At 66.0% G+C, this 13,820-nt stretch carries 13 protein-coding genes; 4 read left to right on the plus strand and 9 right to left on the minus strand.

The genetic code is table 11. From position 1 onward, the window contains the following. Window positions 1–89 precede the first annotated feature (89 nt). Genes VFO25_01930 through VFO25_01945 form a run of 4 tightly spaced genes read left to right on the plus strand, consistent with a single transcriptional unit; the run spans window position 90 to window position 4,841 of the window. Entirely contained in the window at window positions 90–1,157 is a 1,068-nt protein-coding gene (locus VFO25_01930) for a dipeptide epimerase (GenBank protein ID HET9341659.1), read from the plus strand. 8 nt (window positions 1,158–1,165) lie between these two features. Continuing rightward, on the plus strand, window positions 1,166–2,212 hold the full coding sequence (locus tag VFO25_01935) for a DUF1611 domain-containing protein (GenBank protein HET9341660.1): 1,047 nt from the start codon (window positions 1,166–1,168) through the stop codon (window positions 2,210–2,212). Then, window positions 2,209–3,837, plus strand: a complete 1,629-nt coding sequence (locus VFO25_01940; protein HET9341661.1) for a peptide ABC transporter substrate-binding protein — start codon at window positions 2,209–2,211, stop codon at window positions 3,835–3,837. The genes VFO25_01935 and VFO25_01940 overlap by 4 nt, the downstream gene beginning before the upstream one ends. Next, entirely contained in the window at window positions 3,825–4,841 is a 1,017-nt protein-coding gene (locus VFO25_01945) for a peptidase C39 family protein (GenBank protein ID HET9341662.1), read from the plus strand. The genes VFO25_01940 and VFO25_01945 overlap by 13 nt, the downstream gene beginning before the upstream one ends. Window positions 4,842–4,925: 84 nt before the next feature. Here the strand turns inward: VFO25_01945 and VFO25_01950 are convergent, their stop codons facing one another. The 9 genes from VFO25_01950 to VFO25_01990 all read right to left on the minus strand — a co-directional run bounded on the left by VFO25_01950 (window position 4,926) and on the right by VFO25_01990 (window position 13,819). Then, window positions 4,926–5,174, minus strand: coding sequence for a hypothetical protein (locus VFO25_01950; GenBank protein ID HET9341663.1), 249 nt, complete (start codon window positions 5,172–5,174; stop codon window positions 4,926–4,928). A gap of 159 nt (window positions 5,175–5,333) precedes the next feature. Next, window positions 5,334–6,176: a halocarboxylic acid dehydrogenase DehI family protein gene (locus VFO25_01955; GenBank protein HET9341664.1), complete on the minus strand. Its 843-nt coding sequence runs from the start codon at window positions 6,174–6,176 to the stop codon at window positions 5,334–5,336. Next, complete coding sequence (gene aspS / locus VFO25_01960) at window positions 6,173–7,942, minus strand: aspartate--tRNA ligase (protein HET9341665.1); 1,770 nt, start codon at window positions 7,940–7,942, stop codon at window positions 6,173–6,175. The genes VFO25_01955 and aspS overlap by 4 nt, the downstream gene beginning before the upstream one ends. Then, window positions 7,939–8,883, minus strand: coding sequence for a glycosyltransferase (locus VFO25_01965; protein ID HET9341666.1), 945 nt, complete (start codon window positions 8,881–8,883; stop codon window positions 7,939–7,941). The genes aspS and VFO25_01965 overlap by 4 nt, the downstream gene beginning before the upstream one ends. An 18-nt stretch (window positions 8,884–8,901) precedes the next feature. Then, window positions 8,902–9,936: a glycosyltransferase family 9 protein gene (locus tag VFO25_01970; GenBank protein HET9341667.1), complete on the minus strand. Its 1,035-nt coding sequence runs from the start codon at window positions 9,934–9,936 to the stop codon at window positions 8,902–8,904. Next, on the minus strand, window positions 9,933–10,856 hold the full coding sequence (locus VFO25_01975) for a glycosyltransferase (protein ID HET9341668.1): 924 nt from the start codon (window positions 10,854–10,856) through the stop codon (window positions 9,933–9,935). The genes VFO25_01970 and VFO25_01975 overlap by 4 nt, the downstream gene beginning before the upstream one ends. Then, the gene (locus tag VFO25_01980) at window positions 10,853–11,812 is read right to left on the minus strand and encodes a glycosyltransferase family 9 protein (GenBank protein ID HET9341669.1); all 960 of its coding nucleotides are present in this window, start codon (window positions 11,810–11,812) and stop codon (window positions 10,853–10,855) included. The genes VFO25_01975 and VFO25_01980 overlap by 4 nt, the downstream gene beginning before the upstream one ends. Window positions 11,813–11,904: 92 nt before the next feature. Further along, complete coding sequence (locus tag VFO25_01985; GenBank protein ID HET9341670.1) at window positions 11,905–12,942, minus strand: glycosyltransferase family 9 protein; 1,038 nt, start codon at window positions 12,940–12,942, stop codon at window positions 11,905–11,907. Further along, window positions 12,935–13,819: a glycosyltransferase gene (locus VFO25_01990; protein HET9341671.1), complete on the minus strand. Its 885-nt coding sequence runs from the start codon at window positions 13,817–13,819 to the stop codon at window positions 12,935–12,937. The genes VFO25_01985 and VFO25_01990 overlap by 8 nt, the downstream gene beginning before the upstream one ends. Window position 13,820 lies beyond the last annotated feature (1 nt).

A 13,820-nucleotide genomic window follows, 5' to 3' on the forward strand; every position in this document is an offset into this window, starting at 1 on the left:
TGGGTTCGACAAGTCGCGAGAGTCCCTACCGCGCTCGCGCAAATCTGGGCGTTGTACTGCGAAGCGCGGCAGAACAAGGACGCGTGAGGATGCTAGCGGCGGCGAGCGTGGAAGCCAGCGTCATGGCACGAGCGTTTCCAAGCGGCGCGCCGGTTCTGCGTTGCTCGCCCTTGCTGTTGCACCTCCGCCACACGTTCACGATCGCGCGATCGTCGGAGGACGTCGCCGAATCGGTGCTGCTCGAGCTCGACGACGGCGAGTTGACGGGGCTCGGCGAGTGCGCGCCGTCCGGCCGATACGAGGAGAGTCCTGGGCTTGTGACGCGTCAGCTGCTGGCCGCCGACTTCCGCGACGTCGATCTTTTCGAATTCGACGTCGCGCTCGGGCGGCTCGGCGGCGAGGAACGCGGCGCGATGTGCGCGCTCGACATCGCTCTCCACGACCTCGCCGGCAAACGGCTCGGAGTACCCGTCTGCCGGCTCCTCGGGCTCGATCCAAGCGCCGCCAAAGAGACGTCTTTCACGGTCGGTATCGCCGACATCGACACGATGGTCGCGAAGACGAAGGAAGCGGCGCATATGCCGATCCTCAAGGTCAAGGTGGGCGCGGGCAACGAGATCGAGACGCTCGAGGCGCTGCGCTCGGTCTATCGCGGGCGTATCAGGATCGATGCGAACGAGGGCTGGGAGCCGGAGCAGGCGGTGCGATTGCTCAACGAGCTCGCGCGCTTCGAGGTCGAATTCTGCGAGCAGCCCGTGCGCGCAGGCGCGCCCGAGCGGCTGCGCTTCGTGCGCGAGCGGTCGAGAATCCCGATCATGGCGGACGAGAGCTGCCGTATTCCGGCGGACATCGCGCCGCTCGCCGGGTGCGTCGACGGGATCGTCATCAAACTCGTCAAGTGCGGCGGCATGCGCGAAGCGGTCGCGATGACGCACATCGCTCGCGCGCTCGGCATGAAGATCATGATCGGCTGTATGATCGAGTCGTCGATCCTCGCGACGGCCGGCGCTCACCTGACACCGCTCGTCGATTACGCCGACCTCGATGGACCGTTGCTCGTCACCGACGATCCGTATGACGGCGTCGTTTTCGACGGCGCGCAGATGCGTCTACCCGATGCTCCTGGGCTGGGGGTGGCGCTCCGCGCCTCGGCGTAGACCGCCGCATGATGCAGGCCAAGCGGCGCTATGCCATCCTCACGGACGGTTATCTCACCGACAGGCATGCGAAGACTGCGCACGGCGTCATGCAGTACGGACGCGACGAGATCGTCGCCATCATCGATTCGACGTACGCCGGGAAGAACGCGATCGATGTCGTTCCGCACCTCGGCCGCTCGTCGCCGATCGTCGCTACCGCGCGCGAGGCGCTCGCGCTGGGGCCGACGTCGCTGCTCCTCGGCGTCGCCACCGCGGGCGGCGTCGTGCCACCCGCCTTTCGCGTCCAGATCCTCGACGCGATCGATGCGGGCGTCGAGATCGTCAGCGGTTTGCACGAGTTCCTCAACGATGACGAGGAATTCGTCGCGCGAGCGAAAGCGAGCGGCGCTAAGCTCTGGGATGTCCGGGAGGTTCCTGACGGCATCCCGCTGTTCTCGGGCGAAGCGTATCGCGTGCCGCAGACCGTCGTGCTCGCCGTCGGCAGCGACTGCGCGATCGGCAAGATGACCGTCATGCTCGAACTCGAGCGCGCCGGCCGCGCCGCGGGCGCACGCGCCGAGTTCGTCGCGACCGGCCAGACCGGCATTCTCATCGCCGGCAAGGGCATCGCGGTCGATCGCGTCATCTCCGATTTTGTCGCCGGTGCGGCCGAGCGTCTCGTTCTTTCCGTCGATCAGAACACCGATATCACGCTCGTCGAAGGTCAAGGGAGCATTCTCCATCCGGCTTACGCGCCGGTCACGCTCGGCTTGCTGTACGGCTGCGCGCCAGATTGTTTCGTCCTGTGCCACGATGCCGCGCGCAGCCGCATCGAGGAGTTCGACGTGCCGATCCCCGATCTGAAGACGCTCGCGGCGATGCACGAGTCGTGGGTCGCGCCGATCAAGCCGGCACGCTGCGTCGCCGTCGCGCTCAATACGCACAAACTCGATGAGAGCGAAGCGCGCGCCGCGATCGAGAACGCCGAGCGCGAGACCGGGCTTCCGGCCGACGACGTCGTCCGTTTCGGCGCCGACAAGTTATGGCGCGCGATCGCGAAGGCGGCGGCGTGAGAGCGCGCACCGGTCTCGCCATCGTGGCGTTTTGCGCGGTCGTCGCGGCCGCCGGCTGTTCGAAGGTCGGCACGACGACGAGCACGTCTTCGCAAAGCGTCAACCCGTGGACCGAACACGGCGTGCTCCGCATCGTCGCGAATCAGGAGCCGAACTCGCTGCTTCGCCTTTTCTCGAATCAGGCAGCCGCAGACGACATGACCGCACTGCTTTTCGAGCCGATGTTCCGCTACGACGAGCGCGGCAACGCCGTGCCGGCGCTCGCAACGACGTTCCCGACGCAGCAGAACGGGCTCATCAGCAAAGACGGCCTGCGCATCACGTTCAAGCTCCAGCCGAAGGCGCGGTGGTCGGACGGACGACCGGTCACGGCTGACGATGTCATCTTCACGTGGCACGCGATCGTCGACGGCAACAACCCGGTCGTGACGACTGCCGGTTACGACGGCATCAAGACGATGATCGCGGACAATCCGCATCAGGTGACGATGGTCTTGAAAAAGCCGTACGGTCCTTCGGTCTTCCTCTTCTCGGAAGGCTCGTTTCCGCCGCTGCCCGCGCACCTGCTCGCGCGTTATCCGCGCATCGACCGCCTGCCGTACGACTCGAACCCGGTCGGCGACGGACCGTACATCCTCAAGCAGTGGGTCCACGGCTCCGATCTCATCTTCTCGCCGAATCCCCTGTACTGGCGGGGCGAACCGAAAGTGAACGAGGTCGATATCCGCATCATCCCCAACTCGCTGACCGACGTCAGCGAATTGAAGACGCACGAGATCGACGTGCTCGACGGCGTTTCGAAGAATCTCATCGGCCAGTTGGATTCGATCGGCGGGATCCGCGTCGTCAAACAGTTGACGGCGAACTACCGGCATCTCGACTTCAACCTGCACAACCCCATCCTCGCCGATGTCACAGTGCGTCGCGCGATCGCGACCTCGATCGACTTCGACAAGATCATCCAAGACGTCTATCACGGCCTCGGCCAGCGCGGCTCGACGGTCATCCCGCCGATGTCGTGGGCGGCGAGCGATCTCAAGCCGCTGGCGTACGATCCCGCTGCTGCGCGTGCTTCGCTTGACGCCGACGGATGGAAAGCCGGTCCGGGCGGCATCCGAGCGCGCGGCGGCGTACGGCTCTCGCTCTCGATGTCGACCGCGACGGAGAATCTTCCGAACCAGATGGCCGAGCAGATCGTCGCCGCGGAGTTGCACGACGTCGGCATCGACGTGACGATCAAGAACTACGCGACGTCGGTGCTCTTCGCGCCCGACGGCCCGCTTTACGGCGACAGGTACGACATGGCGTGGATCGTCAACACGGACGGAACCGATCCCGACTTCCTCGGCCTTATCGGCTGCGACTACTGGCCGCCGCACGGCGCGAACACGGATTTCTACTGCAACCATAAGGTCGATGCGCTGCTAAGCGACGCGCAGGTGCACTACGATTTCGCCGTGCGCAAGCGCGACTACGATCAAGCCTCGAAGATCCTCATCGACGAGGCGCCGTACGTCGTCGTCTATTGGGATATCAATGTCGTCGCGGAGAACTCGGACGTCAAGAACTTCAAGCCGTCACCCTTCATCACCGACTTCTGGAATGCATGGGAATGGGAGATCTGATCGCATTGGTCTACGCCGCACTCTGGATCGTCGCGGCGAACACGGACAAGCCGGCGTTCACGACGGCTGTCCACGAAGTCGCGGGCGGCTTCTCGTCGGCGATCGCGTCGTGGAACGTGAGCACGAGCGGCGACGCGTGGATCAGCGTGCAGATGCGCGCCCGCGTCGGCGATCGGTGGACGCGCTGGTACGAGATGGGCCACTGGAGCTCGGCGCTCGACGACGGCCATCGTCATTCGATCGACAAGCAGTCGGATGCCGACGGCGAAGTCGATACCGACACGTTGAATCTGACGCATCCCGCGACGGCCGTCCAATTGCGGGCGGACCTTCATCCTTCGTCTGCAGGCACGATGCCGGCGCTCCACATGCTCGCGGTGACGACCGACAGCGGCGCGCAGGCTTCGCAAAGCGATGCGATGACGGCGGACGTCGGCGCGTGGGGCACCGATATCGACGTGCCGCAGCTGACGCAGCGCGTCGGAAAGCAAGGCGGCGCATACGGCGGCGGCGGCGGCTCGTGGTGTTCGCCGACGAGCGTCGCGATGGTCATGGGCTATTGGGCGCACAAGCTCGACAAACCGCAGTGGGTCGTCGATGTGCCGACGGCGGCGAAGGGGACGTACGACCCCGTTTACGACGGCTGCGGCAATTGGCCGTTCAACGTCGCATACGCATCGGAGCATGGGCTCGCCGGTTATATCGAACGATTCTCATCGCTCGCGGATGTCGAACGGCTCGTCAAGCGCGGCATCCCGGTGATCGCGAGCATCAAGGTCGCGACGGGTGAGCTCGATGGAACTCCGTATGGAACCACAGACGGTCATCTCCTCGTCGTGCGCGGATTCACGCCGACGGGAGATGTTATCGTCAACGAACCGGACGGAGACCCCGGGACGATCCGCCGCGTGTACAAGCGCGCCCAGTTCGCGCACGTCTGGCAGCACGGCTCCCACGGCGCGGTCTACATCATCGCCCCACCCCAAGACTTGCCCACGCGCTAATTCGCTAGAATGGATCCTGGGGAGCGGTCGAGATTTATCTCGACCGCCGCGGTCTAACACAAAAGACTGACCGCTTCAAGTTTATCACGGTGACGGTTGGAAGAGGACGATGAAGATTGTAAAAAGAGCGGTGAGCACGACGAACAGTTGGGACACCAGTGGAAACCGCTTAGGTTCCGCGATCCATGCGATCGAAGCCGCGACGTAAGGCAATATCCAAGCGTAGTACCATGGGCTGTCTGACGATCCGTTCCTGGCTGCTATCACTTCTTCTACCGCCACATACGTCGGCCAGGCGAAGAGCAGCAACGCTCCGATTATCCGACCAAGCATCTCTCACCTCAAATCGCCTAAACCTGCTTCAAAGTTTTTGACGCTCGCTTCTTCGGAACAAGCCGAGCTTCGCTCGGCCTACTACATTTTGCACATCGGGTAAGGCCGCGGCGGTCGAGATAAATCTCGACCGCTCCCTGGTCTTTTGTATGAATGCCGCTAGGTGGTGGGTTCGGGGCCGAGGCCGCGGCGGGCGACCGCGATGTCGACGATGAGGCCCGGCAAGATCGAACAAAATGCGTCGTTGACCGACTTCATGGCGTCGAACTCGCCCTCGGGCATGTTCAACGGGTACGGCAAGTGCTGCGCCGCCTCTTGCGCGGCAGCATCGACCTTGTTGCACAGGTCGCGTCGCCGGACGTCGGCCAGCATCGGCTTTACATCCGACCAGACGACGTCGAGCCAGTCGGGGTATGCGCCGAGCGCGCGATGCGCAGTGCTCACGAACGAGAGACCGGCCACGCGCTGCATCTCGTCGAAAGCGTTGCGAACGCGAAGCGGCGCCTCGCGATCGTCCGCCATCGGCACTTGCAAGCCGCGAAAATCCCTCACGAGCCGATCGCGGTCGTCATGCTGCGGCGGTTGCGAGACACCGCCGCCGCCGATCGGTTCGCCGCCGAGCGCGACGCGCAGCGCCTGCGATACGATCGCGAGTTTCGGCAGCAGGCCATGGAAGATCTCGACGATGTCGCGGAGCTTGCGAAGATCCGCGTCGCCGTAGTTGCGAGCGTGGAGCTCGGCGGCATGGTCGGAGACGGGCCAACTCGCGACGCCGTCGTCGGCGATGTCGGCGACACGGCGCCCCTGCTCGACGAACGGCGCCGACAGCATGCTCGGACGCAGCCGCCGCCACGCGTAATCGAGGAACTTCGGCGTCGCGGCATACGCCTGGAACATCGAGTCGACGAACGAGACGCGCATCGACTCTTTGAAATCGCGATACGCCTCTTTGACGCGATCGTCGGAGACGTCGGCGTCGCGGACGAGTGGGATGCTCTTCATCGGGGCGGCTCCACTTTGATGCGCAGCTCGCGCAAGAGCTCGGGCTCGACCGTCGACGGCGCGTCGATCATGACGTCTTGGAATCGCTGGTTCTTCGGGAAGGCGATCACCTCGCGGATCGAATCGGCGCCCACCATCATCTGGATTATCCGATCGACACCGGGCGCGATGCCGCCGTGCGGCGGCGCGCCATACGAGAGCGCCTCGAGCAGGAAGCCGAAGCGCGCCTCGACTTGCTCGTCGGTGTAGCCGAGCAGGCGGAAGACTTTGCGCTGAATCTCGGGGTCGTGGATACGGATCGATCCGCTTCCTAGCTCGGAGCCGTTGAGCACGACGTCGTAGTGTTGCGCGCGCAGCAGGAGCGGATCGCCGGCGAGGGACTCATACCCGGGCGCGGGCGCCGTGAACGGATGGTGCATCGGGCCGAGAGCGCCCGTCTCTGCGTCACGTTCGAAGAGCGGGAAATCGAGCACCCAGCAGAATTCGAAGCGCTCTGGATCGCGAAGCCCTTTCGCCGTCGCGACGTGCAGACGAAGCTGGCCCGCGATGGCGAGCGCGGTCGACGGCGCATCGGCGACGAGCAGTACCGCATCGCCGTCTTTCGCACCGCCGATGCGGCGGATCGCTGCCAGCGCTGAGTCGGTGAGCGCCGTCTTCGGGAGCGATGTCTTCACGCCGTCCGATCCGAATGCGATCCACGCGAGGCCTTTCGCCCCAAGTTCTTGCGCGGCCGCGACGAGCGCGTCGAACTCGCGCCGCGAGCGTGACGCACCGCCCTCGTCGACGATGCCGATGATGCGCTTGCCCTCGGCGAGCGCGCTCGCGAAGATCTTGAACTCGGTGTTCTCGAACGCAAGTCCGTAGTCGGCGAGCTCCATGCCGAAGCGCAGATCCGGCTTGTCGACGCCGAATCGGTCCATCGACTCGCCGAACGTCAGCCTGGGGAACGGCGTCGCCACCTCGATGCCGAGCGCCTCGCCGAACATGCGCGCGAACATGCCCTCGGTGAGCTCGATGACGTCCTCTTGCGTCGGGAACGTCATCTCGATGTCGATCTGCGTGAACTCCGGCTGACGATCGGCGCGCGACGCCTCATCCCGGAAGCAGCGCGCTATCTGGAAATACCGGTGAAAGCCGGCGACCATCAAGATCTGCTTGAACAGCTGCGGCGATTGCGGCAGCGCATAGAACGTCCCCGGATGCAAGCGGCTCGGCACGAGGAAGTCGCGTGCGCCCTCGGGCGTCTGCTTGATGAGCATCGGCGTCTCGATCTCGAGGAAGCCGCGCGCGTCGAGGTAGTCGCGGACCGCTTTGAGCGCACGGTGGCGAAGCGCGATGTTGCGCTGCAGCTTCGGCCGGCGCAGATCGAGGAAGCGATACTTCATGCGAAGATGTTCGTCGATATCCTCGTCGCCATGGATCGGGAACGGCGGCGTGAGCGACCGGTTGAGCACGTCGACGTCGGATCCGGCGATCTCGATCTCGCCGGTCGAGAGCGCTTTGTTCTCAGTGCCCGCGGGCCGGCGGCGGACGACGCCGCGGACCGCGATCACGTCCTCGGACCGGAGCTTCGAAGCCGTCTCGGCGGCCGCGGGCGACGACGAAGGATCGAACACCGTCTGCGTGATGCCGAAACGGTCGCGCACGTCGACGAAGATGAGGCCGCCGTGATCGCGCGTGCTGTTCACCCAGCCGCGGATGTCCGCTTGTCCGCCGACGCGGTCGGCGGTGAGCTCGCCGCACGTGGCGCGCGCGAAAGTCGTCAACGCTCCGATGCTCCTACGGGCTCGCGCAGCGCGCGCTTCACCCCGGTGACGTAGTGATATTGATATGCGATCTGCCGCGCCACGTACGGCCACGTGTTCTTCTTCGGCATCTCGACGGACGCGCCGGCTCGTTCGATCGCTTCCCGAACGGGCCTCGCGGCGGCGAGCAGCGAGTGGAGCGCGAGCGAGATCCGCGTCATCCCGAGGTTCGCCTTCACAGCGAAGTCGGGGTGCTTGCGATAAAAGCGCACGGTCGAGACGCCGGCGAGTTCCATGCGCCCGATCTGCTCGCTGTAACCGACCGGATGCCAGTGATAGTTGACGGCGGCTGGGTCGTAGCGGATCTCGACGCCGCTCTTCTCGAGCCGGTAGCCGAGTTCGAGGTCTTCGTGACCGTATCCGGTGAACGATTCGTCGAATCCGCCGACCGCTTGCAGGTCGTCGCGCCGCACCGACGCGTTGCCGGTGAGGAAATAGAGCCACGAAAGCTTGCTCCGCGTCGCCGGATGGAGCGGCCTGCGCGTCGCCGGGTCGTCACGCTGCTGTCTGTAGTCTTCCAGGGATTTCACCTGCAGTTCGCAACCGACCACAGCCACGCGCTCGCCGCTTGCCGCGTGACCGAGCACGTGACGTTCGATGAGATCGCGCGACGCGATGATGTCCGCATCGGTGAAGAGCACGACCGGCGCCCGGGCCGCCGCGATGCCTGCGTTGCGGGCAGCCGCGCGCCCTGTGTAAGGACCGGGCACGTAGCGAAGCCGTTCGCCAACAGCCGATGCGATCGTCGAGCGGACGAACTCATCCGTTCCGTCATCGCTTCGCGAATCGGCGATGATGATCTCGTACGCTTCCGGGTCGACCGTCTGGTCGAGCAGCGACGGCAGAACGACGCGCAGCGTGTCGATCCGGTTGTAGGTCGGCACGACGACCGAAAGTTCCATAATATATTATCGATGTCTTCAGAGAGCCGGTCGCGCATCCGCGTCCGGCGTTTTCTCCTCGGCGAGCCGCTGCGCGGCCGTCGTGATGTCGTCGATGAGCGGATCGGCCGAAGCTCCAGCAGGCTGCTTGCAGAGCGCGACGCTCGGCACTTGCCAAGGCGCCCACTCCTGCGAGCTGAGCCGGAAGTACTGGCGCTCGAAGACCGCGACGACCGGTACGCCGACCGCGCTCGCCACGTGCGTCGCGCCGGTGTCGACGGTGACGACGACCGAACACCGTTCGAGCGCCGCGGCCCATCGGAGCAGCGGCAACCCGTCGAGCCACGTGATGTTGGGAGCGGAAACGGCGCCGCGAAGCCGCGCCGCCGCATCGGGCACGTCATTTCCGTAGGTCACCAGCACGTCCCTCCGCAGCGACGCGAGGCGCCGTAGGAGCTTCACCGTCGCCTCGAAACCGAAATTCGGCTGAAACCAACGCGGCGCGAGATTGAGCGCGATCGCTCCTCCCGCGACGGCGTTGCGCGCGAACGCGCGGTCGTCGTCGCCGAGCCGCAGCACGAGCCGATCGGTCGTGACGCCGCCGCCCGCGAGCGCGACGAGCGCGAGCACTTGATGGACCTCATGCGCGACAGGTATATCGGGATACCGGTCGGCGAGGTCGGGGTCCGCTTCCGAGATGCAATGATCCGTCAACAGCCACCACGCGGCAAGACGCGAGAAATATCTGCGACGATAGACGTAGCCGATGCGTCGCGGAGCACGCGTCCATGCGGCGAGGCGGTAGTCCGGGGTTCTCGGCGCCAAGGCGACGACGAGATCCGCACCGGCGCCGATCTCATGCGCTAGGGTGCGCGCGGCCGAGATCGTCGCCGATTTACGCAGGACGTGCACGCAATCGACGTCGGGACTATGACGGAGAACCGGCTCCGTGTAGTCCGTGACGATCGCCTCGATCTTCGCTTCGGGCCACGACCTGCGCAGCGAGGCGATGGCCGGCGTCGACAAGACGAGGTCGCCGACGCGATCCGTCCTGATGATGACGATGCGCTTCATCGCGAACCGTCCGAAGCCGCGATCTCTTCGAAATACGCCGCCCGCGCGAGCCGGTGCGCGGCCCAGCGTTGGACCGCCGGAGGGACGTTTGCCGGCGCGTCGCCGGCGGCACCCGAGAGACGCTCGAGAACACGCGGCCAGCCCGCGGCGCGGGCGACGCCGCTCCAAAAGCGGATTGGCGCCACCTGACCGGTCGCGAGCGCGACGCGCCAGTGCGGATGCTTCCTCAGGAATTGCACGGCCGTGCGGCCCTGCGCGCGCGCTTGTCGCACCATGCTCGGTACGTTCGCGCGCGGCACCGGCGGCTTGAAGTGGTAGACGATCGCATCGCGGGCCAGCATCGACGGAACGCCCATCGTACGCAGGCGAAAGCCGAGTTCGAGATCTTCCCAGCCGTACTCGCGGAAGCGCTCGTCGAATCCGCCCGCCTCTTTCACGAGCGCGAGCGGCAGCGAGACGTTCGTCGTCCAGAAATACGCGCCGGAATAGTTGCGCCACGAATATCTTGCTGGAGGAAGGTGATCGAAATCGTCGACATTGATGACGCCCGCCCTGCAGATCGAACGCGGATGCTCGCGATGGAAGCGCACGTGGGCGGAGAGCAATCCGCGCGTCGCAAGGACGTCGTCGTCCATGAACAAGATGTACTCGCCGCGCGCGCGCGCGATGCCGGTGTTTCGCCCGCGCGCCAAGCCGGCGTTTCGCTGCCGGACGACGTGGAGCGAACACGGCGGCTGCAGCTTCGATATGACCGATTCGTACGATCCGTCGGTCGAGCCGTCGTCGACGAGAACGATCTCGTAGTCGTCCGGATCGAGGTCCTGATCGAAAAGCGCGTCCATCACACGCCCGAGCAACGCTTTGCGATTATACGTGCATAACTGGATCGTCAACACGGGCGTTTTCTCGTGCGTGCTCATGCGCGTGCCGACCCCGCGCTCGCCGCACTCGACGCTTTCGGAACGATAGCGCGAGCTGCTTCGACGACGGCGGCCGGCGACAGCGCCGCGTAGCACGCGAAGTCAGGACAGTTCTCTTTGCGGTGCCACGGCGGGCATGGATACGACGGCCGCACGATCGCGACGCGCGGGCCGAGCGGCGCCCATCGATCCGGCAGATCCGTCCGCAGCGCGAAAATGCCTACCGTCGGCGTGCCGAGCGCGGCGGCGATATGCATCGGCCCGGAATCGAGCGCGACGACGAGAGCCGCGCGTCCGAGCAACGCGGCGAGCGCCATCAGGTCGGTCTTTCCTGCGACGAGCGCGTGCTGGGCGCGCATCGTCGCCGAGATCCGCGAGATCGTCGGTTCGTCAGCCGCGCTGCCCGTGAGGACGATCGAAAAATCGAATTCGCCCGCGATCGCGTCGCCGAGCGCCGCGAATCGCTCGGTCGGCCACGCGACGCGGTCGAGATCGAGTCCGCGGGCGGCGTGCAGGACGGCGAACGGTGCGGCGATCGAAGCGGCGGAGAGGACCGCGTCGGCGCGTGCCGCATCGGCCGGGCGCGGTCGGATATCGATCGTGAAATCGCCGAGGTCCGGCGTCGCTCCCAGCGCGCGAGCGTAGTCCATTTGGACGTCCGTCCAGTGGCTCGTCACATCGCCGTTTTCGCTTCTCACCGTGACCCGTTTCGTGTAGGACCACGAATAGAGACGCCGAGCCTGTCCGACGCGTATCGGGATACGCGCTCGCCGCAGGGCGCTTGCGATGCGCGCGGTCGACCAGAAAACGACCGCATGAGTGAAGGATCGCGATGCGAGCGCGGCGCTGAGATCGCCGGCGCTCATAGATCCGTCGTCCGCGATGACGTCGCGCACGTCGGGCCGGTCCTGGAGTATCGGCGCTGCGTACGGCGTCGTGACGACCGATAGCGGCACGCCGAAATGGCGCGACAATGCGTGAATGGCAGGCGTCGCGGCGAGAAGGTCGCCGATCCCGCCGCCGGAGCAGATCGCGACGACGTTCGGCGTCAGGACACGACCCCACGAGGCGCGACGAGATCGGCGAGCGCGCTGCCGACGATGACGCCGAACTCTTGCGCTGCGGTCGCCGTCGCGTTCTCCGGCTGCACGAGGCAGCGTGCGGTCGCGGCCCACGGACGCCACTGCCGCGAGAGTTGCGGAAACCGGACCGGTCCGAAGACATCGACCACGGGAACTCCGAGCATGCCTGCGGCGTGAGCGGCGCCCGTATCCGGCGTGAGCAATGCGCCGGCCGAGCCGATCGCCCCCAACCACCGGCGCAGCGTCGCCGTCTCGGCCGCAGTGATCGTGCCGGCGTCGCGTCTTTGCGCGGGAATGGCTTCCATAACCGCGCGTACGGACCCCGCGTCATCGGGTCCGGCGAGCAGCACGCAGCGCTGAAACGGCGATGCATCGAGCGCGGCGACCGTCATGCGGGCGAGAGCGCGCGCATCCCATCCCCGTTCGAACCACTTGCGCGCGACTTGTAAGGCGAGCGCTCCGGCTGTGGGCGTCGATGCGCCGGTCTCGACGTCGAGCCACCGCCGCAGCTCTGCCGGATCTATAGATGGCGCGGCGGCGGCGCCGAGTCGCTGCGCGAGTCGATGGATCGCGTTCACCTCGTGCTCAGGTTGCTCGACCCACGCCGCCGGCCGATAGACGGCATCCGTCAAGTGCGCGAATTGCCAGACCGACTTGAACGGCTTCTCAAGGCGATGCCAAAAGCCGGCGCGTTTGTGGGCGCGAGACATCGAACCGAGAGTATATCCTATAGGCTCTTCCGTCGCGACGAGCGCGTCGGTGTAGCCCTGTTCGCGCAGTTCGGCAGCCAATCGTCGGCGCTCGGATGCATCATCGTCTCGTCCGAGGACGTGGACGCGAGCGACTCGTTCGCGCGAGAACAGCGCGGCGTTGCGCGGCGAGCAGACCGCGCCGAACGTCGCCCCGGGAAACGTGGTGCGCAGCGCTTCGAGCGCGGGCACGCAGACGAGCGCGTCGCCGATGCCGTCGAGCCGGATGAGAAGGAAGCGGTGCCCGTCAGGCATCGCGGCGAAGCGCGATCCGCATCGCGTCGAGATATGCCGCGTCGACGAGCGCTTCGGCCGCGAAGCGCCCGAGCGGCGAGCGAGCGGAGTTCGGATCTGCTGCAAGGCGCGCGTACCAGCGGCGAAGCGGCGGTGCCTCGAGAAGCGCCGCGCGCGCGAAATTGATCGCATAGGCGCCCGTCGCAAGGCGCACGGGCAGCGTCGGCGACTTACGGACGAAGCGCGCAGCCATCGTTCCCTTCTCGGTCGCGAGCGCGATGCGCGCGTCGAGCGGTTGCGCTGCAGCGGGTTTCACGTGGTAGATGTGGGCCTCCCACGACCAGACGCGCCGCGCGCTACGCTCTTTGAGGCGCACGCCGAGATCGGTGTCCTCCCAGCCGTACAGGTCATAGCGCTCGTCGAAACCGCCGACCGCGTCGAGTTCGGCGCGCGCGACGCTGACGTTGCACGTGCAGAAAAACGCACGCGAGAAGTTCTTCGCCGATGGCGGCGGGAGATCGGCGTCGCTTTCGACGTTGACGATCGGGCCCGATACGACGCTTTTCGGGTCTGCGGCGCGCGCCGCCAGATGTGCCTCGACCCAGCCGCGCGGCGGCAGCGTGTCGTCGTCGCAGAACAAGATCACCGCACCGCTCGCCGACGCGATGCCCGCATTGCGAGCCTTGCCGCGATTCGGTTCGGCGACGTGGATCCGGTGGATCGCCAAGCCGGCGTTCGCGGCGGCCGCGATGACGGCCGGCGTTTCGTCCGTCGATCCGTTGTCGACGACGACGACGTCGAAACGGCCTGCGGCGGATTGAGCCCTCAGACGTTCTAGGCACCCGCGGAGCAGGCCCGCGCGATTTCGCGTGGCGATGACGACCGAGGCGTCGGACATG

It is taken from the genome of Candidatus Eremiobacteraceae bacterium (assembly GCA_035710745.1).
Taxonomy (GTDB): domain Bacteria; phylum Vulcanimicrobiota; class Vulcanimicrobiia; order Eremiobacterales; family Eremiobacteraceae; genus JANWLL01.